This window comes from Flaviramulus sp. BrNp1-15 (genome assembly GCF_022259695.1).
Lineage (GTDB): Bacteria > Bacteroidota > Bacteroidia > Flavobacteriales > Flavobacteriaceae > BrNp1-15.
In genome coordinates this window covers 2,974,728-2,998,094 of the sequence record NZ_CP092099.1, presented here as the reverse complement: position 1 = coordinate 2,998,094, position 23,367 = coordinate 2,974,728, and the positions used below count along the sequence as shown (strand labels likewise).

The window sequence follows — 23,367 nt, the reverse complement described above, 5'->3', positions numbered from 1 at the left end:
TCTTATTTTTAATTATTCTATTTTTTCTCTAGCCAAACCCTTGCATTCACAAAAGCTTCTAACCAAGGAGATACTTCGTCTTTTCTGTTGTTTGGGTAGTGCGCCCAATTCCATTGAAACGTAGAGCGTTCAATATGTGGCATAGTTACTAAGTGTCTGCCAGATTTATCACACATCATAGCGGTATTGAAATCTGAACCATTTGGATTGTGCGGATATTCAGCGTAACCATATTTAGCAACAATATTGTATTGGTCTTCAGTGTATGGTAAATCAAATTTTCCTTCACCATGTGAAATCCAAACACCTAAAGTACTTCCTGCTAAACTAGAAAGCATTACAGAATTGTTTTCCTGAATTTTAACCGAAGTAAATGAACTTTCGTGTTTATGAGAATCATTATGAACCATTTTACCATGAATGTCATGCTCAGGATTAATCTCTTCTAGTTCCATAAATAATTGACATCCATTACAGATTCCAACAGACAAGGTGTCTTTTCGCTTGAAGAAATTTTGTAAAGCCGTATTTGCTTTTTCATTATATAGGAAAGCTCCAGCCCAACCTTTTGCAGAACCTAATACGTCTGAATTACTAAATCCACCAACAGCTCCAACAAACTGAATGTCTTCCAAGGTTTCACGACCCGAAATCAAATCGGTCATGTGTACATCTTTTACATCAAAACCAGCTAAATACATGGCGTTTGCCATTTCGCGTTCAGAATTACTTCCTTTTTCACGAATAATAGCTGCTTTTGGTCTTGGTTTACTAGCATCAATTTTTGGTAGTTTTCCAGTGAAATGACTTGGGAATATATATTGTAAAGGTTGGTTTTTATAATTATTGAATCTGTCTTCTGCTAAATTATTAGCCGTTTGTTTTTGGTCAAGTAGGAAAGAGGTTTTGTACCAAACATCTCTTAATCTCGAAATTGTAAGAGTGAATACTTCAGCTTGATTAATGATGCTTAATACATCTGTATTAGTTACTTTTCCTATGTTAAAGTATTCAATATTGGCATCAGATAAAACAGTTTCAATAGAAGCGTCTTTAGCTTGAATTACAATTCCAGAATTTTCAGCAAAAAGTAATTTAAAAGAATCTTTTTCATTTAAATCAGAAAGATCTAATTCGGCTCCAATATTATTATCAGCAAAACAAAGTTCTAAAAGCGTTGTGATTAATCCGCCAGAAGCGACATCATGTCCTGCAACAATTTTATCATCTTTTATTAATTTTTGAATGGTGTTGAAAACTGTTTTTACGTAAGAAGCATCTTGAACATTTGGTGTCTCGTTTCCTATTTTGTTTACTATTTGTGCAAACGAACTTCCTCCAAGTTTGAATTTGTCTTGAGAAATGTTAATGTAGTATATATCACCAGCATTTTTCTTTAAAACCGGTTCAACTATTTTGTTTATATCATTACAATTTCCAGCTGCCGAAATAATAACTGTTCCAGGAGCAATAACATCTTCATTAGGGTATTTTTGCTTCATAGATAAAGAATCTTTTCCTGTTGGAACATTAATTTCTAAATCTATAGCAAAATCTGAAACGGCTTCAACGGCTTCATATAAACGTGCATCCTCACCTTCGTTTTTACAAGGCCACATCCAGTTAGCAGACAGAGAAATACTTTTTAAACCCTCTTTTAAAGGTGCCCAAATAATATTTGTAAGAGACTCTGTAATGGCGTTTCTGCTTCCTGCTGCAGGATTTATTAATCCTGAAATAGGTGCATGACCAATAGAGGTTGCAATACCTTCTTTTCCTTTATAATCAAGTGCCATAACACCTACATTATTTAACGGAAGTTGTAAGGCGCCCACACATTGTTGTTTAGCAACTTTTCCACCCACACAACGGTCTACTTTGTTTGTTAACCAATCTTTACAGGCTACAGCTTCAAGTTGTAAAACTTGTTCTAAATAATCATGAAAATCATTACGGTTATAACTAACATCATTATAATTTCTATTGATGGTTTTATCAGTCATGATGGTTTTTGGAGAACTTCCAAACATATCTTCCATGGCTAAATCCATAGGTTTATGACCATTGGTTTTAGACTCAAAAGTAAAACGGTCATCACCTGTAACATCACCAACTGTGTACATTGGCGAACGCTCACGTTCTGCAATGCGTTGTAAAGTATCAATATGTTTTTCACCAATAACCAATCCCATACGTTCTTGAGATTCGTTACCAATAATTTCTTTATCAGAAAGTGTAGGATCACCAACAGGAAGGGCATCTAAATCTATTTTTCCACCAGTTTCTTCAACAAGTTCAGATAAGCAATTTAAATGGCCACCAGCACCATGATCGTGAATAGAAACAATGTGGTTTTCGTCACTTTCAACCATACCACGAATGGCATTAGCTGCTCGTTTTTGCATTTCTGGGTTAGAACGTTGTACTGCATTTAGTTCTATGCCAGAAGCAAATTCACCAGTATCTGCACTAGAAACTGCAGCTCCACCCATACCAATTCTATAATTTTCACCACCTAGAATCACTATTTTATCACCAGTCTTTGGTGTGTCTTTTAATGCTTGTTCTTTTTTACCATAACCAATACCTCCAGCTTGCATAATCACTTTGTCGAAACCAAGTTTTCGGGCTTCTTCTTCATGCTCAAAAGTTAATACCGAACCACAAATAAGCGGTTGCCCAAATTTGTTACCAAAATCTGAAGCACCGTTAGAAGCTTTAATTAAAATATCCATTGGTGTTTGGTAAAGCCATTTGCGTTCTTCAACAGCTTTTTCCCATGGTCTATTTTCTTCAAGTCTTGAATATGAGGTCATATACACCGCAGTACCTGCTAATGGTAAAGAACCTTTTCCACCAGCTAATCTATCGCGAATTTCACCGCCAGAACCTGTTGCAGCACCATTAAAAGGCTCTACAGTAGTAGGGAAGTTGTGTGTTTCTGCTTTTAAAGAAATTACAGAATCAAAATCTTGAGTTGTATAATAGTCTGGTATATCTGCGCGTTTTGGTGCAAATTGTTCAACTTTAGGGCCTTCAATAAAAGCCACATTATCTTTATATGCTGAAACAATTGTATTTGGATGTGTTTCAGATGTTTTTCTAATTAATTTAAAAAGTGAGGTTGGTTTTTCTTCTCCATCAATAACAAATGTGCCATTAAAAATTTTATGGCGACAATGCTCTGAGTTTACTTGAGAAAATCCAAACACTTCAGAGTCTGTTAACGGACGACCAATTTTTTTTGAAACACCTTCTAAATATTCTACTTCTTCATCACTTAATGATAAACCTTCTTGTTTGTTATAAGCTGAAATATCTTCAATATTTAAGATAGGTTCTGGCTTAATGTTTATGGTAAATGATTCTTGGTTTAAACCGTTGAATTTCTCTGAAATCATAGGGTCAAAATCTGAAAAATCTTCTGAAACAGCTTGAAATTCTTCAATTCTTATGATGTTTGAAATTCCCATATTTTGGGTGATTTCAACAGCATTCGTACTCCAAGGTGTAATCATAGCAGCACGTGGGCCAACAAAAAAAGCATCTATTGATGCTTGTTCTATTTTAGGTTGGTTGCCAAAGAGCCACGATAATTTTGAAATGGTTTCGGTTGATAATTCTTTTGTTGCTTGAACAGCAAATACTTTACTGTTTTGGTTTCCGAAGAAATGAATCATTGTAGATATATTATGGTTGTGTTTTGAAAATGCAAAAATACACTTTTTTAGCTATTCGAGATTGTTTTTTTAGTGTAAGGAGTATGTGTTATTAACAGTATTTTCAACAAAGAATTTAAAAATACTTTTTTAAGATTGAAGATACCGAGCTGTAATAAGAGCTACCGAATAAATTTAAATGCACTAACAAATAATAAAGTTGATAGATTTCAATTCGAGCTTTGGTTCCTGAATTTATTGTAAAATTAGAGAAATATTCCTCGTAAAAATCATTACTAAAACCACCAAATAACTTGCTCATAGCAATATCTACTTCAAAATGGCCATAGTAAACTGCAGGGTCAATTAAATAAGGTTCGCCACTTGTTGAGATTAAATAATTACCGCTCCACAAATCGCCATGTAACAAAGCTGGTTTTATGTTTGTGAAAAGTTCTTGTAATTGATTTTTAATATTTTCTTCGTTAGGACATTCTTTATTAGTAAGTAAATTTTTTTGTTTAGCTAGTTCTAGTTGTGGTAATAAACGCTCTGAAGTGTAAAAATCTAACCAAGTGTTATGCTGTGTGTTGCTTTGAGGCAAGCTGCCTATAAAGTTATTTTGATTTAAGCCAAAATTCTCGGAGGTGTTTTTATGTAATTTTGCCAGTTGATGACCTAATTTTTTAAAATCTTCAGTTGAAGGTGATTTACTTTCAATAAATTCAAGTAGCAAGAAAGAAGTATTTTGGTAACTATAGTAAGCAATAACTTTTGGAGTTTTTATACTCTTAGTATCATTAATTAATTGTAATCCATAAGCTTCAGCTTTAAACATACTTAAAGCATTTGGAGTGTTATTTACTTTTAGAAAGTAACTTTTTGTTGAAGTTTCAATTTTAAAAGCTTCAGATATATCACCGCCAGAAACAGAGATTAATTGCGTAACTTTTTTGTTTAAAATGGTTTCAATATGTTTAATAAAGACAGAATCCATATTCAACTTCAAGTTAAGAAATAAAAAAAGGTCATCAAAAAAAATAATGATGACCTTTTAAAAATGTTTAAAAGCTAATTACTTTCTAATTAGTTTCTTTGTTGTTTGTTGTTTGCCGTTTGAAAGTTTTAAAATGTAAACACCAGTTTTTAAACTTTCAACAGAAATACTTTTATTTATTGTTTTTCCTTTCCAAATACGTTTTCCAATAATATTAAAAATCTCAAATTCTAAAGTTTCATTACTGGAAACCATAATAGTATTACCATTTACAGGATTTGGGTAAACAGTAATTTTATTTAGATTGGTCTCGTTAAGACTTAATGTTGAATAACAAGTCCATGATAAATCATCAATTCTAACTCTGTTAGATGTTGATTGGTTGTCTAAAACTAAAGTTATATCTCCAGTTGTATTAATATCTGAAATAGTTGTTGTAGTTGAAGAGGTATTATCACCACTATAAGGAATTGAACCTACAGATGCGCCATTAACAAGCACATCAAATGTTCCTGCAGAACCACTAAATGTTAATTGTGTTGTTACTGTTAAACTACCTATTCCACCACCAATAGTTGGAGAAGTTAAATTACCATTTCGAATACAAATAGATTTTGTGTTTAAAGTTTGATCTGTTCTGGCATCTGTTGCTGTCCATGTACCACCATCATCACCAGTCCAAGTTCTGGTTGTATAATTAGAAGCGTTAGATGGTATACTTTCAAAAGTTTCAGATAAACAAGCACTTCCAATAGCACTGGCTAGTGTAGTTTCGTTTACAGCAGTACTTAACCCTGAAGTATTATTAGCAGCATCTACAGCTAAAACAGCAAATTGATATGTAGTTTCAGCAGATAATCCTGTTACGGTAAAGCTAGTTGCTGTTGAGTTTGTAGATACATAATAACTACCGTCAACATAAACATTATAAGCAGTAACGGCTTCATTATCGGTTGAAGCTGTCCATGATAAATCTACTGTAGATGATGTTGGGTTTGAAGCCATTAAATTAGTTGGTACTGTTGGTGCTTCGGTATCAGGATCTGGTGTAGCTCCCCATCGGTTTTCTGCAACATTACCACCCCAAATTACAGTTGCTAAATAGGGATTGTCTATAAACGGATTTCTGTTTCCTTGAGCGTACGTGTTACTAGTGTTAGCGTGATAGGTGTTTCTATTATCTTCAATAGTTGAAACAGGGTCAGCAGCATTCCATTCTAATAGAAGATTAATCATATTAGGGTCAATTGAGTTGCTTGTGCCAACACATACGTTAGATGGTAAACATTGTGTGCCATAGCGTAAATACATGTACATCATCATTCTTGCTACATCTCCTTTCCATTCATCACCAGGATACCAGTTGCCTGAAACGTTTCCTGCATTTCCTGAGCCTGTTGCAAATTTTAAGTTACCACGGCTAGAATTCATTGTAACATCAGATGGTCTTAAATGATGAGCATCTGAACCAGGACCAGACTCACCAAGATTTGGGCTACCTAAAGACTTTGGGAAAGAGTGTTCTCTGTTCCAGTCAGTTCCTGCAGTTCCACCATTATCATTTTTGCTTCTACTGCGATCTGTTATGTAATTACCGTCTGCATCATTATAACCGTAAATCAATAACACGTTTGCGCTATTAACAGGGTCTTCATCAGTTACTTTACTAGCTTCCCATATACCTGGAGTATAACTCAAAAAGTTAGTATGTTTTGCAGTTGTGGTTGTAGCCAAATCGCTAAATAAATCTAAGCCTGTTTTGTTAAAATCTACATCGGTGTAATAAGCTTGAAGTTGAGTAGGAGGCGTTAATTGTGCAAAAGAAATAGCTGTTGTTAAAAACAACAACACATACATGTAAAATTGTTTCATATAATAAAAATGAAGATTAATAAATTTATTTACGTTCTAAAAGCGCCATATAAAATCCGTCGAAACCAGATTTATGTGCTAGTACTTTTTTGTCTTTTACAAAAGTAAAATTTTTTCCTGATTCTGATTTTAAGAATTTTTCAACTTGCTCTTGATTCTCAGAAGGTAAAACAGAACACGTTGCATATACCAATTTGCCACCAGACTTTACCATTTTAGAATATTGTTGTAAAACCTCTTGCTGGGTTACACGAATATTATCTAAAAACTCAGGTTCAAGTTTCCATTTAGCATCAGGGTTTCTGCGTAAAACACCCAAACCAGAACATGGTGCGTCAATTAAAACTCTATCGGCTTTATTGTATAATTTTTTTATAGGTTTTGTAGAATCTATTACTTTTAAATCTACATTATGAACACCATTTCTACGCGCCCTTACTTTTAGTTTTTTGAGTTTACTTTCATAAATATCCATAGCTACAATTTGCCCTTTATTTTCCATTAAAGAAGCAATATGTAATGTTTTCCCACCAGCTCCAGCGCAAGTATCAACTACTTTCATACCTGGTTTAACATCAAGAAAATCTGCTACTAATTGAGATGAAGCATCTTGCACTTCAAACAATCCATTTTTAAATGCATCGGTTACAAAAACATTAGCACGCTCTTTAAGTTTTAATGCAGAAGGATAATCTTTAATAAATTCGGTTTCAATATTTTGGTCAAATAATAAGTTTTGCAATTCTTCCTTTGTTGTTTTAAGTGTATTTACTCTTAAAATAACATCGGCTTGCTCGTTTTGCATTGCAATTTCTTTAGACCAAGTGTCTTCACCTAACTCTTTTAAACCCACATTATCAATCCAGTCTGGAATAGATTCACGGAGTTTTCTAATTTTGGATAACTCATCAAAACGTCCTTTTATTTTACGTGTAGGTGTGTTTTCAAAATATTTCCAATCGGGTAATTTTATACCTTTTAAGGTTGCCCAAACAGCAAACATACGCCACAGATTATCGCGATCAAAAGGTTCTTTAACTTCGGCAATTTCAGCATAAAGTCTTTTCCAACGTACAATATCGTAAGTGGTTTCGGCAACAAAACCTCTATCTCGACTTCCCCAACGTTTATCACGTTTTAAAAGTTGTTGTATCACCTTATCTGCATATTGGCCTTCGTTAAAAATTAAGGTTAAACCATCAATAACTGCAAAGCATAAATTTCTGTGTAATCGCATTTTTTCTAGTAATCAGTTTTCAGTCGCAGTAAGTAATCTTACAATTTAGACTAAAAATTTAAGCATGCAAAGATAGGTTTAATATGTTGATTTATTGAGAGGTTTATGTCTTAAGTTTTCTATTTTTATAGAAATTTAAAATTCATGAAACACACTTTTTATATAATTCTGTTGTTACCTTTCTTTTTATCCTGTGGAAAAAAGGAAAGGTTTAAACCTAGAAATTATGTTAACGTTGAAATTAAAACGCTTTTACAAGATTCACTTTTGAATGTTAGGGCTTTGGAAGTAGATAAAAATGGTGTTGGAATTTTTGCTTCTTCGAAAGGGGATTTAGGTTTTATTCATGAAGAAAGGTTTGTAGATGTAAATATTAATCACAAAGAAGAATTAAGAGCTACTATCTTTCGTACTATTAATTTCAATAAAGATTCTATTCCAAATTTTAGGTCTATTGCAAGAACAAAAAAGCAAATCTTTGCTTTTGGAATTGGATCTCCAGCTGTCTTATTTAGAATATCAGAAGATACTGTATGGCCAATTATTTATCAAGAAAACCACCCCAAAGCCTTCTACGATTCCATGGATTTTTGGAATGATCAAGAAGGTATTGCTATAGGCGATTCAACTGATGGCTGTTTAAGTGTTATTATTACCAGAGATGGTGGAAATACTTGGACAAAAGTAACTTGTGACCAATTACCAAAAGGAACAGAAAATGAAGGTGCTTTTGCGGCAAGCGATACTAATATAGCTATTGTTGGAGATAATACTTGGGTAGCAACCACTGCAGGTCGAGTTTATTATTCGCCCGATAAAGGAAAAACATGGAAGGTTTTTGATACACCAATAGTTAAAGATGAAGAAACTCAAGGTATTTATTCCATCGATTTTTATGATGAATTAAATGGTTTTGCTATTGGAGGCGATTATACCAAACCAGATGATAATGCTGCAAATAAAATTAAAACCATAGATGGAGGTAAAACATGGCAATTAGTAGGACAAAACCAAAACCCAGGATACAGAAGTTGTGTGCAATACATTCCAAATAGAAATGGAAAAGAGTTAGTTGCTGTTGGTTTTAAAGGTATTGATTTTAGTAACGATGCTGGCGAAACTTGGAAACATTTAAGCGATGAAGGGTTTTATACCATTCGGTTTTTAAACGATAGCATAGCTTACGCTGCAGGAGCGGGTAGAATAAGTAAACTTACTTTTAGAGAATAACAGTAATTAATTTATTGCGTTTTTTTCTGCAGTTTTACAGTATCAGTAAATCTGTTAATGATAATTTTTGGGTTGTTATATAAGTAAATGTTACTGGTTCCAGAAGCTTCAATAGTTACTTCATTTGAAGCATTTATCGTTACATCACTTGAAGTTTCAGCTATAATATTTGCTGTTTCTATTAAAAAGTCTTTTCCTTTAAAATTACTCCTATCATTAGTTTTTAAATCAACAAAATCACTGTTTCCATCTAAAGTTGCAATAGATTGCTCGTTTAATGTCATTTGAGTTTGAGATACAAATAAGGCTGCATCAAGTTTACAGTTATTACTCAATTCTATACTAGCGTTTTCGCTTGTTAAATTTAATTTTACTTTTGATTTTTCAAAACCTTGAAAATTAAAAGAATTTGCTTTTATTAGAAGATCTGTCTTAGCGTTTCCATGAGTTATTAGTGAGCCATTTTCAAAATCGACAAAGGTTAAGGAGTTAATTTCTGCATAGTCTTTAACTATAATGTTCGATAAGTTTTCGTCGTAATTAACCGTTATTTTTAATTTCTTTTTTGATGTGATTTTTGCAGTTTTGTTGAATGATAGTATGCTATCTGTAACTTCAAAAGCTATAAATTCGTGTAAATTTTCGTCTGTTTCAATAATTACAGTTGGTGTATCTTTTTGAATAATTTCAATTTCAAAATCCTCATCAACTACAATAGTATGAAATGCGTTTAATGCAGTTTGTTCTATGATAATGTTTTTATTTCCCTTGACCTTTGAAGGGTTTTGAGCTTCTGAACTAAAAATGAAAAGAAAAATGAAGGATAGTGAAATAGTAATTTTATACATTTTAATTTTTAAAGAAATTTATAATTTTTTAAATGATACTTTAATTTTTATAAAGATAAGATTTGTTAATTATTAGACTCAATTTTATTTTAAAAGTCACCCCATTGTATTTTTATCTTTTTTTAATGATAAGATATAGAAAGCACCTGTTTTTAAAATAAAAAAGGAGCTAAATAAGCTCCTTTCAAGTTATGGTTTTTTACCCTCGTGTTTCATTTTTTTCCATTGCTCGAAGAGTTTATGTTTAAAATCTTCTTCGGCAACTTTTAATTGAATTATTTTTTTGGGTGAAATAATTTTTTTAAGCTTGCTGTTTAATTTAACCTCTTCATCATGCAACCTTTCTTGTGCTGATGCTATTTTACTTAAAAGCTCACTGGATCTTTCATCTGAAAGTGTTGCAATGTTGTCTTTTATTTCACGACGAATATTTTTAAGTTCTTCGTGTTTAATTTCTCTTGTAATATCATCATAAGCGTTGTAAACAGGCCAAAATTGTTGTGCTTCTTCTTGAGTTAATTCTAATCTTTCTGTTAAGAAAGCAACTTTAAGTGCTTTTATTCTATCTTTTTTACTTTGGGAAAAAGTATTTATCGAGATTAGTAAAAGTAAAGGGATTATAAACTTTTTCATTGTATAGGTTTTATTCAATAAAATCTTCTATTTCTAAATTATTTAATAAATAGGTTTCAACATGTTCTGCATTAAGATCATGTGTAACAAAATTTTCTTCCTTTAAATCTTCTTCAGAAAATAAAGATGCAATTTCGTATGATGTAATGTCTTCCTGTATCATATAATTTTCAACAGTTTCACTATCTAATTTATTCCAACTTACATCTTTGTTAAAAGTGTTAAGGGTAATAAGTAATAAAACAGCAGCAGCAATACTTGAGGCATAAAGTAAATTTCTTTTATTAAATAATGAAATAATTTTTGGGGTTTTATTTGCCGAAACTTTATCCATAACACGTTCTTCCAAAGTTTCGAAATAGTCTTTGGGAGCGTTAAAACCAGAATTACTTATTGTTTCTTTGAGTTTAATATCATTTAAAATATCATCTTCAAAGTTTTTAAAGTAATCTTGTGGTGTTTTAAACCCTGTTTTTTTAATGCTATGTAAATTATGTTTTTGCATCTTGTAAATAAGACTATTTTTTTTAATAAAGGTTTAATTATTAGTTAAATAAGCTTCAATTTTTTTTACAGCTAAATGGTATGAAGCTTTTAATGCGCCTTCGCTAGTGTCTAGTATATTAGACATGTCTGAATATTTTATGTCTTGAAAATACTTCATATTAAATACCAATTGCTGTTTTTCTGGTAATGTAGCTATAGCTTTTTGTAGTTTAAGTTGAATGGCATCACCTTCAAAATAAACATCGGAAGCTAAACTATTTATTGCAAGTTGTTGAACCTCTTCACTGCTAACTTGTAATTGTTTTGCTCTGTTGTTAATGAATGTAATAGATTCATTGGTTGCAATTCTGTACATCCAGGAGAATAATTTACTGTCTCCTTTAAAATTATGTATGTTCTTATAAATTTTTATAAATGTGTTTTGAAGTACATCATCTGCATCATCGTGCGATTTAACTATATTACGAATATGCCAATATAATCGCTCTTTGTAAAGCTTTAGTAGGGCTTTAAAGGCTTTGTCTTTATAGGTTTCAGATTTTAGTTGTTCTAACAGTTGTACTTCGTCTGTCACAAATAATATTTAATCTTTAGACTACTAAATATACTAAAAGTTTAAGCTAAATTTTTTTAGTTTTCTTATAATTTTAATAACCTATTGATATACAGTGGTATAATTAATAATTTATCGATAAAGTGTAATTAAAATACGATTAAATGCAATTTTTCTTGTGAAATTTGATTTAATGATTTATGTTTGTACCAGAAACCTATTTATGTTGTTAGTCTTCCCCAAGTCTAGCATAAACAAAAAAGGATAGACACCCCAAATCTCTATCCTTTTTTATATTTTAAAAAGTATTCGATTTACTCGAAACTTTGCATATCTACAAGCTTTTTATAAACTCCTTTTTTAGAAATAAGGTCGTTATGTTTACCTTGTTCAACTATCTTACCTTTTTTAAGTACTAAAATTTCGTCTGCATTTTGAATAGTAGATAATCTGTGCGCAATAACTATAGACGTTCTGTTTTTCATCATGTTTTCTAAGGCAGTTTGTACTAAGCGTTCGCTTTCTGTATCTAAAGCTGATGTAGCTTCATCTAAAACCATAATAGGAGGGCTTTTTAATACAGCGCGTGCAATACTTAAACGCTGTTTTTGTCCTCCAGAAAGTTTGTTTCCAGAATCTCCTATGTTAGTATTTATTCCTTCAGGTAAATCTTTAATAAACTCCCAAGCGTTGGCAATTTTTAAAGCTTCTATAATTTGCTCGTCTGTAGCATTGTTGTCACCTAATTTTAAGTTGTTTTTAATACTATCGTTAAAGAGAATAGCATCTTGAGTAACGATGCCCAATTGTTTGCGTAATGAGGCTATTGATAAATCTCGAATATCTATACCATCAATTAAAATATGGCCTTTGTTTACATCGTAAAAGCGTGTAATTAAGTTAGCTATTGTAGATTTTCCGCTACCAGATTGTCCAACTAATGCGACCGTTTTTCCTTTAGGAATAGTTAGAGAGAAGTCTTTTAAAACATAATCATCTTCATATTTAAATGAAATGTCTTTAAATTCGATTTCAGAGTCAAAAGTATTTTTTACAATAGCATTTGGCTTGTCTTTTAATGGGTTTTCAGTATCAATAATTTCTTGAATACGTTCTGCTGCAGCACCACCTTTTTTAATGTTATAAAGCCCACGTGAAATAGCTTTAGCAGGTGTTAGTATGTTGTAAGATAATCCCATATAAACAAGAAATGTACTACCATCTAAACTTGTATCACCGCCTAATACTAGATTTCCTCCGTACCATAAAATGACAGCAATCATACAAATACCTAAAAACTCACTTGCAGGAGACGCTAAGTTTTGTCTGTTCATTAATTTGTTTGAAAATTTGTAGAATCTAGACGTTGATTCTTGAAATTTTTCATTGAATTTATCTTCAGCATTAAAACCTTTAATAATACGTAGACCTGTTAAAGTTTCTTCTAAAGTAGATAAAAATGTACCTTGTTCTTTTTGAACACGATCTGATTTTCGTTTTAAACTCTTACCAATTCTGGAAATAATAACTCCCATTATAGGAATGAATATAAAAACAAATAGTGTAAGTTTTGGACTTATAATAAGCATTGCTGCAATTGTAAATATCATTGTTAAAGGCTCTCTAACTAGAAGCTCTAAAACCGATAAAAACGAGTATTGTAAGTCTAAAACATCACTAGTTACTCTAGAAAGAATATCACCTTTTCTTTGTTCTGAAAAGTATGATAAAGGTAGATCTACAGTTCTTTTGTAAACTTTGTTTCTAAGATCTCTTATTACACCATTTCTAAGAAATACTAGAAAATAATTAGCTAAATATCCAAAGATGTTTTTTAGTAAAAACATGATAATTATTAAGCCTACAACAAATATTAGCGCTTTAGATTTGTCGCCACCTGTAAATTGATTCATCTCATAAGCTAGGTAATTCTCAGCAAAATCACCTATTTCCATAAGCCCTTGAAAAGCTGGTTTTGAAGTAGGAGCAACCTTATCTTTTTCAAAAATAACATCAAGCATAGGCTTTAATGCTATAAATGAAAGGGTGCCAAATAATGCAAAAAACACATTAGAAATAATGTGTCCTATGGCATAACGCTTATAAGGTTTTGCGTACCTTAAAATATTTAAAAAGTGGTTCATTAAATAAGGTTCATATCTTTTAAAATAGCATCAGCTTTTGCATCGAGTTTAGTTTCAACATTTTTAAAATCTTCAACAGATTTTAACTCTGTATTTACACTAACATAAAATTTTATTTTTGGTTCTGTTCCGCTTGGTCTAAGAGCGACTTGACTACCATCTTCAGTATAATAAATTAACACATTAGATTTAGGTACATCAATATCAGTTTCTTTACCAGTAAGTAAATGTTTTGCTTTAGAAGATTGATAATCTTCAATTCTCACAACTTTTGAACCATTGATTACTGTAAACGGATTTTCTCGTGCGTCAATCATCATTTGCTTAATTTCCTGTGCACCTTCAATTCCTTTTTTAGTAAGCGAAACTAATTTTTCTTTAAAACAACCATGTTCAACATAAAGTTTTACAAGTTCATTATAAAATGAGCTACCGCTAGATTTTGCAATAGCTGCTATTTCGCAAGCTAAAAGGGTAGAAGTAACAGCATCTTTATCTCTAACAAAATCGCCTACCATAAAACCAAAACTTTCTTCGCCACCACCTATAAAATCTAAGTTTTGGAAATCATGAATTAATTTAGCTATCCATTTAAAACCTGTTAAAACAATTTTGTTTTCAACATTATAAGCGCTAGCTAATTTGTTTATCATTGGTGTAGAAACAATTGTTGTTGCAATAAATTCTTTACCCTTTATTTTATCTTCAGCTTTCCATTGCTTTAATAAGAAATCGGTCATCATAACCATAGTTTGATTTCCGTTAAGAAGTTGTAGTTTGTTTTCAGAATTACGCACTGCAACACCCAATCTATCACAATCTGGGTCTGTACCAATTACAATATCGGCATTAACTTTTTCAGCTAATTCTAAAGCCATTTTTAAAGCTGCAGGTTCTTCAGGGTTTGGAGATTTTACAGTTGGGAAATCACCATTTGGTACTTCCTGTTCTTTTACAATATGAACATTTTTATACCCAGCACGTTTTAGAGTTTCTGGAACAGCAGTTATTGATGTTCCATGAAGCGAAGTAAACACAATGCTTAAATCGTTTTTTGCAGATTGAGTTGCACCTACACTACCGTTTTTAACTGAGTCGTTAATGAATACATCGTCAACTTCTTTTCCTATATAATGAATTAAATTATTGTTAGCTTCAAATTTAATATTCGCATAGTCTAAAGCGTTAATCATTTTTATAATGGCATCATCATGCGGAGGAACTAATTGTCCGCCATCTTGCCAATATACCTTATAACCATTGTATTCTGGTGGGTTATGAGAAGCCGTTAAAACAATACCACAGTGGCAGTTTAAATGTTTAACCGCGAATGATAATTCTGGAGTAGGACGTAAATCTTCAAATAAATAAACTTCTATCCCGTTTGCAGAAAATACATCGGCAACTACTTTTGCAAGCGTTTTACTATTATGTCTACAGTCATAGGCAATAACTGCTTTTGGTGTTTCGTTTGGAAATTGTTTATGCAAATAATCACTTAAACCTTGTGTGCTTTTTCCAAGTGTATATTTATTTATTCGGTTAGTACCAACACCCATAACACCACGCATACCGCCTGTACCAAATTCTAAATCTTTATAAAAACTCTCCTGTATATCTTTTGGGTTATTAGCAATACTATCTTTAATAATAGTTTGCGTGTCTTCATCAAAAGTTGGTGTTAACCATGTATTTATTCTGTCTAAAATCTTTGGTTCAATGTATATCATAATATTGTAAAAAAATATGCTTCAAAAATAAACAATTGAGAAAGAATAACTTTAAAAAAGTCAGCATTTTGAAGAAAAATTGAGTTGTTTTTAACTTAAATTTAATTCATCTTTTATTAAATAACGTTTTTTGTCTTGTTTTGTTCGTAAAATGATTTCACCTAAAAAGCCAGCAACAAAAAACTGAGTTCCTATAATCATGGTTACTAATGCTATGTAAAATTGTGGTCGCTGGGTTATTAGTCGTCCAGTTGGATTTAAAAACAATTTGTCTATACCTAGATAGAGTGCAAAACCAAAACCAATAGCAAACATAATAACACCCAAAGCGCCAAATAAATGCATGGGACGCTTACCAAAACGCGATAAAAACCAAATAGTAATTAAATCTAAAAAGCCATGAACAAATCTGTTTATACCAAATTTAGTTTCTCCATATTTTCTGGCTTGGTGCTGGACTACTTTTTCACCTATTTTATTAAACCCTGCATTTTTAGAAAGTACAGGAATGTAACGATGCATCTCGCCATTAACATCTATGTTTTTTACAACATTTTTATGATATGCTTTTAGACCGCAATTAAAGTCGTGTAATTTAACACCAGAGGTTTTTCGTGCTGCCCAATTGAATAATTTAGAGGGTAAATTTTTTGAAATAACAGAATCGTAACGTACTTTTTTCCAACCTGAAACCAAATCGAATCCATCGTCTTTAATCATACTATATAGTTCTGGGATTTCGTCTGGATTGTCTTGTAAATCGGCATCCATAGTAATTACTACATTACCTTGAGCTTTTTCAAAACCAGCATGTAATGCTTGCGATTTGCCAAAGTTTTTTAAAAAGCGAATGCCTTTTACGTTCTGGTCTTTTTGTGAAAGTTGATTTATTATTTCCCAGGAATCATCTGTGCTACCATCATCTATAAAAATGATTTCATATGAAAAATGATTGGATTGCATAACTTTTGCAATCCAATCATGTAATTCTGTTAAAGATTCTTGTTCGTTAAGTAGTGGTATGACTACTGATATATTCATTTAAAAGTGTTCTAAGTTATATTAACACTTCAAAAATACTGAATTTATGCTTCGTCAGGATTATTTTTTTTAACAACTAATGCTACAATAAGTCCTACTATTATATATCCTATAAGTTGAAAAATAAAATTTTGCAAGGTTTTTCCAATTGAAAACATATTATCTTCAGCCTCCATTTTTTCAACAGCTTCAGCAATAGCTTCTTCTGGAGCACCGAAACCTTTCATCATTTCTACCGTAGAATCCAATATTTTTTCTTTAAGAGTAATTGCAGCTTCTGGATCAATAAAATTAAAAATAATAATACTAACCACAGTACTTATGGCTAATCCTAAAGCAATAGTTATAAAATAAGATGTAAAAGCATTTTTAAAGCTAATAAAACCACCTAAAAGACCTTTAGATTTCATTGCAGAAATAATTCCGAAGACAATTATAAGTATTAGCATACTAATACCAAACCACCATTTTGTAAATAAATCAAGATTAACATATCCTAAAATGGTAAAAACAACCAGAGTTATTCCTAGATATAAGCCCCAATTTACTGCTAATGATTTAATAGATTTTTCCATAATATATTGTTTAATTTGTTAGTTGAATAGTTAGTAACCAAAGATACTAAAACGTTACAGAAAAATTTGAAATAAAAAATATTAAAAAGAGTTGTAGAATTGTAAAAATTGCGTAAATTTGCACTTCCAAAATTGAAAAGAATAAAAGCATTTAGCGATGAGAAAAGGTATACATCCAGAAAATTACAGACTAGTAGCGTTTAAAGATATGTCTAACGATGATGTGTTTTTAACAAAATCTACTGCAGATACTAATGAAACTATTGAGGTTGATGGTGTTGAGTATCCATTAGTAAAAATGGAGATTTCTAGAACATCTCATCCATACTACACTGGTAAATCTAAATTAGTAGATACAGCTGGTCGTATTGATAAATTCAAAAACAAATACGCTAAATTCAAAAAGTAATTTTTGCGTAAAACAATATTTGTTAAGCCTTTCAGTAATGAAAGGCTTTTTTATTATATACAATTCATCTATTTTTGTTTAAACACAAGTTTTAAGAAAAGAGTAAGTAAAACTTTTTGACTTTTAATTTTTAACTTTTAATCTTCTCATGAATTATATTCTTTTTGATGGACCTTCGCGTAATAACTTGTTACCCTTTACATTTACACGTCCAGTAGCCGATATTCGAATTGGAATATTAACCATTCGCGAAAAATGGGAAACTTATCTGGAATTAACCACCACGACAATAACTGAAGATTATTTGTCTGATAAGTATCCTATGGTAGAAATGGATGAAAATGTCATGATTAATGCTTCTTATCTTCCTAATTTAGAGTTGGTTGAAATGGTTAAAGATTTGCAAGAAAATCAAGCTATTTTTAAAGACGAAGATGTTATCGCTTTTTTTACAAAAGAAGCACAAGAAGATATAGATTTCAATAATTTTGAAGCTATTGAGTTTGCAGAAGATATTATTAAAGTTGAAAACACCTGGGATATTTTTTCTAAAAATGGAGATGCTATTCAAGATGATTTTAACCTGTTAACCAAAGACCGAAAATCTAAACCTATTCCATCATCTAATAATGTAATAGAGCAAGAAAATATTTTTATTGAAGAAGGTGCAAAACTTGAGTTTACTACACTAAATGCTTCATCTGGTCCTATATATATTGGAAAAGATACCGAAATCATGGAAGGCAGTATTATTAGAGGTCCGTTTGCTTTGTGCGAACATGCTACTGTTAAATTAGGTGCAAAAATTTATGGACCTACAACTGTTGGTCCGCATTGTAAAGTAGGAGGTGAGGTTAATAATTCTGTGCTTTTCGGTTATTCAAACAAAGGGCATGAGGGGTTTTTAGGAAATTCTGTATTGGGTGAGTGGTGTAATTTGGGTGCAGATACTAATACATCTAATCTAAAAAATAATTATGCTGAAGTAAGGTTATGGGATTACCAAACCGAAGGTTTTGCAAAAACAGGATTGCAGTTTTGTGGACTTATGATGGGAGACCATAGTAAATGTGGTATAAATACTATGTTTAACACTGGAACCGTTGTAGGCGTAAATGCTAATATTTTTGGTAGCGGTTATCCTAGAAATTTTGTGCCGAGTTTTAGTTGGGGTGGAAGCAGTGGTTTTACAACCTATTTAACCAAAAAAGCTTTTGAAGTTGCTAAAGTAGTTATGGCAAGGCGTAAGATTGAATTTTCAGAACAGGATGAGGCTATTTTAGAACACGTTTTTGAAGAAACGAAAAAGTATAGACGTAATTAATATCACTTTAAATAATAAAGAAAACTATGTTAGGACTTTTACTCATTTATTTTATTGGAAAACGTTTTTATGATCTTTCTGTTGAATACAATCAAAACAAATGGCTTTTTGCTATTTTAAGTGTAGTGGTTTATTATGCTGCTGGATTTGTTTTCGGAATTGTTTTAGCCATTTTAGATCTTTATGTGTTTAATTGGGGAATTGATTGGGATAATAATTTTGGTATTAACTTATTAGGATTACCTGTTGGTTTACTAGCTGTTTGGGGGTTTTACATGGTGTTAGAGAATAAATGGAAAAAAACGGTTGTTTTGGTAAAAGATGAAATTCAAGATATTGGTAAAAACATTGAAGAAAACTAATGTTTCTTAACATATCTCAAATCCAATAAATTTATAGGATTAATTCCTAAACCTGTTACATTTTTTCTGGTAAATCGTATCACTTCATCATAATATAAAGGCACCATAATAGCATGTTCCATGGCAATTGAGTCTATGGTAGTGTATACATGTTTACGTTCTTCAATATCTGTTATGGTAAAAGCTTTATTGTATAAGCTATCTACAACATCATTTTTAAAGTGAAAATAATTAGAGCCATTGGGAGCAAAATTTTCACTGTAAAAAATAGATAAGTAGTTTTCGGCATCTAAATAATCGGCTATCCAAGAGCTTCTAAACATATCTACTTTTCCGTTTGAACGTGCAGATCTTAAAGTAGCCTCAGGCATAACATCTACGTTAATTATTAAACCGTTTTTTTCAAGTTCTCGTTGAATAAATTCACAAAAACTTAAATAATTACTTGTGGTAACTAAAGTGATTTCTGGATTTTCAATACCACTTTCAGTTTTAAATTGTTCAATGAGTTGTTTCGCTTTTTCTGGTTGATATGTAAAACCAACGGATTCACTATATCCCGGAAGCCCTAAGGGAATAAAACCACCATTTGCAGGATTGCCAATACCATTTCGCAAATACATTATCATTTTTTTTCTGTCAAAACCATAATTTACAGCTTTTCTTATAAGTGTTGATTGTATTTCGGGTGTTTTAGAATCTAAATAAAACCCTAAATACTCGGTATTAAGATAAGGGCCACGAATCATATTAACAGATTCTGAATAAGTATTTCTAAGTCTACCATCTGCGGTTAGTAATTCATCTTTATATGAGGCGTCCAAACTATTTAAATAGTCTAGGTTGCCTAGTATAAACTGTAAAAATTCACTTTGTTTATCTGGTAAAAAGGTTAAAGCTACAGCTTCTAAGTATGGTAATGGATTACCTATGCTATCTTTTTCAAAATAGAGCTCATTTTTTCTATAAACTAGTTTTATGTTTTCTTCCCAGCGTTTAAATTTAAATGGTCCTGTTCCTATAGGATGAGAACGGAATTCTGTACCATAATGCTCAACTATTTCTTTTGGAACTACCGAGCAATATTTCATGGTTAATAAACCTATAAACGCAGGGAAAGGTTGTTTTAAAGAAATTTCAAAAAGGGTATCATTAACAGCTTTAAAATCGTCTACTTTATTTAAAACCCAACTACCTGGAGCAGCAATTTTATCGTCTCTTAAGCGGTTTAAACTGTATTCAAAATCTGAAGCATTAACGGTTCGAGTAGAATCTTTACCAAATAATATATGCTTATGAAAATAAACATCATTACGTAATGAAAACGTATATGTTATACCATCGTCAGAAACGGTCCAATTCTTTGCAATACAAGGTAAAATATTTAAATCGCTATCTAATTGAACCAACCCGTTAAATAATTGATTACATGCCGAGTTATCTTGCAAAGTTCTTGAAAAAGCAGGGTCTAAGGTGTTAATATTTGCATATTCGTTGTAACGGAAAACTAAATTTTCAGAAGAGTTTTTATTATTGTTAGCACAGCTAGTAAATAAAATAGCTGTTGCAAAAGTTAAAACGGTATTTTTTATAGTGTTAATAGTCAATTTTAAAATTTCTTAAATATATCTTCAAAAATATAGTTTTTTATAAGCTGGTCTAAATTATTTGGCATTCAAATTATTTAAAATGTGACTTTTAATAATTTTAGGGGTCTTATTTTAAATAATTAGTATTTTAACGGCTAAAAATTCTAATATATCTCAAAAAAATATGAAAAAGTTAACAATAATAGCAATTTTAGTATTTTGTGGGTTTGCAAACGCACAAATCACTTGTCCTACTGATATTAAAACTTCTGGACAAAGTACACCACCGTCACCAATATTTACAGTTCCTAACGGGCAAAATGGGTGTAATGAATCATGGCCTACATCTATAACCGTTAATGGTTCTTTAACATACAACTATGTTAGCTGTTCAGGAGGTAATTTAAAATATGAAATTGAAACAGGTCAAACTCCACCTGCTGATTATGAAATGACAATTGATTTTGGTGGAGGTGTAGTATGTTCATACAATTCAACAGGAGGAGCAAATACTTTATCATTAAAAAATGAGGAATTAAAATTAGATTTTAAAATTGCACCAAATCCAACTAGCGGTGTTTTAAATGTTGAACTAGATCATTTAAATGAAATTAATAGTTTAGATGTGTATTCAGTTTCTGGAAGAAAAGTTTACACAGTTAAAGAAAATAATGAAATTAATATTTCTCACCTTAGTTCAGGAGTTTATATTTTAAGAGCTGATACCAAAAAAGGAGTTTTAAACACAAAAATTATTAAGAAATAAATATTTATATATTTTCGGTTTAAAAGAGTGTTTCACTAATGAAACACTCTTTTTTTATTAAATTTGCATGCTCTATAAAAAAGAAATGAAAAAGAAAAACGTCGCATTTTATACTTTAGGTTGTAAACTTAATTTTTCTGAAACGTCTACTATTGCTAGAAATTTTAAAGATGAAGGTTTTAACCGTGTAGATTTTTCTGAAAAAGCAGATATTTATGTGATTAACACCTGTTCGGTTACCGAAAATGCAGACAAACGTTTTAAAACTATTGTAAAGCAGGCGCAAAAAGCAAACCCTGAAGCTTTTGTAGCTGCAGTTGGTTGCTATGCACAATTAAAACCACAAGAATTAGCCGATGTAAATGGTGTGGATTTAGTGCTTGGTGCTACCGAAAAATTTAAAATTACAGACTATATAAACGACCTTTCTAAAAACGATTTTGGAGAAGTGCACTCTTGTGAGATAGAAGAAGCAGATTTTTATGTTGGGTCTTATTCAATAGGAGATAGAACACGAGCGTTTTTAAAAGTGCAAGATGGTTGCGATTATAAATGCACGTATTGCACAATTCCTTTAGCGCGTGGTATTTCTAGAAGTGATACCATGGTTAATGTTTTGAAAAATGCTAAAGAAATTTCAAAGCAAAATATTAAAGAAATTGTATTAACGGGTGTAAATATTGGTGATTACGGTAAAGGTGAATTTGGTAACAAAAAGCATGAACATACCTTTTTAGATTTAGTTACAGAGCTTGATAAAGTAGAAGGTATTGAACGTTTGCGTATATCATCAATAGAACCAAATCTTTTGAAGAATGAAACCATAGATTTAGTTTCTAAATCTAGAGCTTTTGTACCTCATTTTCATGTACCATTACAATCTGGTAGTAATGATATTCTTAAAAAAATGAAGCGTCGTTATCTACGGGAATTATATGTAGATAGAGTTTCAAAAATTAAACAAGTGATGCCCCATGCTTGCATTGGAGTAGATGTTATTGTTGGTTTTCCTGGAGAAACAGATGAACATTTTTTAGAGACCTATAACTTTCTAACAGAATTAGATATTTCATATTTACATGTGTTTACCTATTCTGAGCGCGATAATACTGAAGCTGCAGAAATGGAAGATGTAGTACCAAATAATGTAAGAAGTAAACGCAGTAAGATGTTAAGAGGTTTATCTGTTAAAAAACGTCGTGCATTTTATGAAAGCCAAATAAAAACAACAAGAACTGTTTTATTTGAAAGTGAAAATAAAGAAGGCTACATACACGGGTTTACCGAGAATTATGTAAAAGTAAAAGCGCCTTGGAATCCAGAATTGGTTAATACTTTACACGAAGTAGAACTTACTAAAATTGATGATGATGGTTTGGTTAGATTTGAGTTTGTAAAAGAGTTAGCTTCATAAAAAAAACCGAAACTTAAAGTTTCGGTTTTTTTATTATTTTTTTGTGTATTAGAAAATTATATTCTTACACCTACTGGAAGCATACGCTTATATTTTCTATTACTTCTTACAAATTTTGCTATTTCAGGACTCGTTGGTACAACACTTAAGTTACGTTCTTCTATTTGTTCAAAAACAATTGCTAAAAAATCTTTTTTGAAATTTTCGTCTTTAATTTCTTCAGGAATAATCAATTTGGTTAAAAAAATCTTTCGTTCTTGTAAGGAGTATTCAATTTTTGCTAAATGGTTATCAATTTTCAGTTCAAATTGTCGTAAAAAATCGTTGTCAATAAGTTCAGCTGCATCAATCATGGGATAAATATTTTTTAATTAAGCGGAATGTTAAAAATAGTGAAGACTATTTTGTATAAGTTTGCACTGCAAAAGTACAAAAAAAAACGATAAAAAGGATTAAAAACTAAGTTAATCTCTTCTA

General features: G+C 31.3%; 20 protein-coding genes. 6 read left to right on the top strand and 14 right to left on the bottom strand.

What is annotated here, in order from left to right; all coding sequences use genetic code 11:
* Nucleotides 1-17: 17 nt before the first annotated feature.
* The 4 genes from purL to MBM09_RS13305 form a co-directional block, all read right to left on the bottom strand.
* Nucleotides 18-3,680 carry a phosphoribosylformylglycinamidine synthase gene (gene purL, locus MBM09_RS13320; RefSeq protein WP_238674211.1) on the bottom strand — a complete coding sequence of 1,221 codons (3,663 nt, stop codon included), beginning with the start codon at nt 3,678-3,680 and terminating at the stop codon, nt 18-20.
* A 115-nt stretch (nt 3,681-3,795) separates the two neighbouring features.
* On the bottom strand, nt 3,796-4,656 hold the full coding sequence (locus MBM09_RS13315) for a fructosamine kinase family protein (protein WP_238674210.1): 861 nt from the start codon (nt 4,654-4,656) through the stop codon (nt 3,796-3,798).
* 78 nt (nt 4,657-4,734) lie between these two features.
* Complete coding sequence (locus tag MBM09_RS13310; protein ID WP_238674209.1) at nt 4,735-6,528, bottom strand: endonuclease; 1,794 nt, start codon at nt 6,526-6,528, stop codon at nt 4,735-4,737.
* Between the two features lie 25 nt (nt 6,529-6,553).
* Nucleotides 6,554-7,765, bottom strand: coding sequence for an RsmB/NOP family class I SAM-dependent RNA methyltransferase (locus MBM09_RS13305; RefSeq protein WP_238674208.1), 1,212 nt, complete (start codon nt 7,763-7,765; stop codon nt 6,554-6,556).
* Between the two features lie 144 nt (nt 7,766-7,909).
* Here MBM09_RS13305 and MBM09_RS13300 point away from each other — a divergent pair, with 144 nt between their 5' ends.
* On the top strand, nt 7,910-8,995 hold the full coding sequence (locus MBM09_RS13300; RefSeq protein WP_238674207.1) for an oxidoreductase: 1,086 nt from the start codon (nt 7,910-7,912) through the stop codon (nt 8,993-8,995).
* An 11-nt stretch (nt 8,996-9,006) separates the two neighbouring features.
* Here MBM09_RS13300 and MBM09_RS13295 read toward each other — a convergent pair whose 3' ends face one another.
* The 8 genes from MBM09_RS13295 to MBM09_RS13260 all read right to left on the bottom strand — a co-directional run bounded on the left by MBM09_RS13295 (nt 9,007) and on the right by MBM09_RS13260 (nt 17,026).
* Nucleotides 9,007-9,843, bottom strand: a complete 837-nt coding sequence (locus tag MBM09_RS13295; protein WP_238674206.1) for a GIN domain-containing protein — start codon at nt 9,841-9,843, stop codon at nt 9,007-9,009.
* Nucleotides 9,844-10,032: 189 nt separating this feature from the next.
* A complete protein-coding gene (locus MBM09_RS13290; protein WP_238674205.1) occupies nt 10,033-10,476 on the bottom strand; it encodes a sensor of ECF-type sigma factor in 444 nt (147 codons plus the stop codon).
* Between the two features lie 10 nt (nt 10,477-10,486).
* The gene (locus tag MBM09_RS13285; RefSeq protein WP_238674204.1) at nt 10,487-10,981 is read right to left on the bottom strand and encodes a hypothetical protein; all 495 of its coding nucleotides are present in this window, start codon (nt 10,979-10,981) and stop codon (nt 10,487-10,489) included.
* Nucleotides 10,982-11,014: 33 nt separating this feature from the next.
* Nucleotides 11,015-11,557 (bottom strand): RNA polymerase sigma factor, encoded by a 543-nt coding sequence (locus tag MBM09_RS13280; protein ID WP_238674203.1) that lies wholly within the window; start codon nt 11,555-11,557, stop codon nt 11,015-11,017.
* A 293-nt stretch (nt 11,558-11,850) separates the two neighbouring features.
* The gene (locus MBM09_RS13275) at nt 11,851-13,680 is read right to left on the bottom strand and encodes an ABC transporter ATP-binding protein (protein ID WP_238674202.1); all 1,830 of its coding nucleotides are present in this window, start codon (nt 13,678-13,680) and stop codon (nt 11,851-11,853) included.
* Entirely contained in the window at nt 13,680-15,410 is a 1,731-nt protein-coding gene (locus MBM09_RS13270) for a phospho-sugar mutase (RefSeq protein ID WP_238674201.1), read from the bottom strand. Before MBM09_RS13270 ends, MBM09_RS13275 begins: the two co-directional genes overlap by 1 nt.
* 90 nt (nt 15,411-15,500) lie before the next feature.
* Entirely contained in the window at nt 15,501-16,451 is a 951-nt protein-coding gene (locus MBM09_RS13265; RefSeq protein WP_238674200.1) for a glycosyltransferase family 2 protein, read from the bottom strand.
* A 44-nt stretch (nt 16,452-16,495) separates the two neighbouring features.
* Nucleotides 16,496-17,026: a DUF4199 domain-containing protein gene (locus MBM09_RS13260; protein ID WP_238674199.1), complete on the bottom strand. Its 531-nt coding sequence runs from the start codon at nt 17,024-17,026 to the stop codon at nt 16,496-16,498.
* 157 nt (nt 17,027-17,183) lie between these two features.
* Here MBM09_RS13260 and MBM09_RS13255 point away from each other — a divergent pair, with 157 nt between their 5' ends.
* The 3 genes from MBM09_RS13255 (at nt 17,184) to MBM09_RS13245 (ending at nt 19,121) form a co-directional block, all read left to right on the top strand.
* Complete coding sequence (locus MBM09_RS13255; RefSeq protein ID WP_238674198.1) at nt 17,184-17,435, top strand: type B 50S ribosomal protein L31; 252 nt, start codon at nt 17,184-17,186, stop codon at nt 17,433-17,435.
* Between the two features lie 148 nt (nt 17,436-17,583).
* Nucleotides 17,584-18,759: a GlmU family protein gene (locus tag MBM09_RS13250; RefSeq protein ID WP_238674197.1), complete on the top strand. Its 1,176-nt coding sequence runs from the start codon at nt 17,584-17,586 to the stop codon at nt 18,757-18,759.
* 26 nt (nt 18,760-18,785) lie between these two features.
* Nucleotides 18,786-19,121 (top strand): hypothetical protein, encoded by a 336-nt coding sequence (locus MBM09_RS13245; protein WP_238674196.1) that lies wholly within the window; start codon nt 18,786-18,788, stop codon nt 19,119-19,121.
* Here MBM09_RS13245 and MBM09_RS13240 read toward each other — a convergent pair.
* Complete coding sequence (locus MBM09_RS13240) at nt 19,118-20,737, bottom strand: ABC transporter substrate-binding protein (RefSeq protein ID WP_370569729.1); 1,620 nt, start codon at nt 20,735-20,737, stop codon at nt 19,118-19,120. The genes MBM09_RS13245 and MBM09_RS13240 overlap by 4 nt on opposite strands.
* 157 nt (nt 20,738-20,894) lie before the next feature.
* Between MBM09_RS13240 and MBM09_RS13235 the strand changes: the two genes are divergently transcribed.
* Nucleotides 20,895-21,476 carry a T9SS type A sorting domain-containing protein gene (locus tag MBM09_RS13235; protein WP_238674195.1) on the top strand — a complete coding sequence of 194 codons (582 nt, stop codon included), beginning with the start codon at nt 20,895-20,897 and terminating at the stop codon, nt 21,474-21,476.
* Nucleotides 21,477-21,561: 85 nt separating this feature from the next.
* Nucleotides 21,562-22,890 (top strand): tRNA (N(6)-L-threonylcarbamoyladenosine(37)-C(2))-methylthiotransferase MtaB, encoded by a 1,329-nt coding sequence (mtaB, locus tag MBM09_RS13230; RefSeq protein ID WP_238674194.1) that lies wholly within the window; start codon nt 21,562-21,564, stop codon nt 22,888-22,890.
* Nucleotides 22,891-22,946: 56 nt separating this feature from the next.
* On the opposite strand, the gene MBM09_RS13225 is transcribed toward mtaB, so the two are convergent.
* Entirely contained in the window at nt 22,947-23,243 is a 297-nt protein-coding gene (locus tag MBM09_RS13225) for an N-acetyltransferase (protein ID WP_238674193.1), read from the bottom strand.
* Between the last annotated feature and the right edge of the window lie 124 nt (nt 23,244-23,367).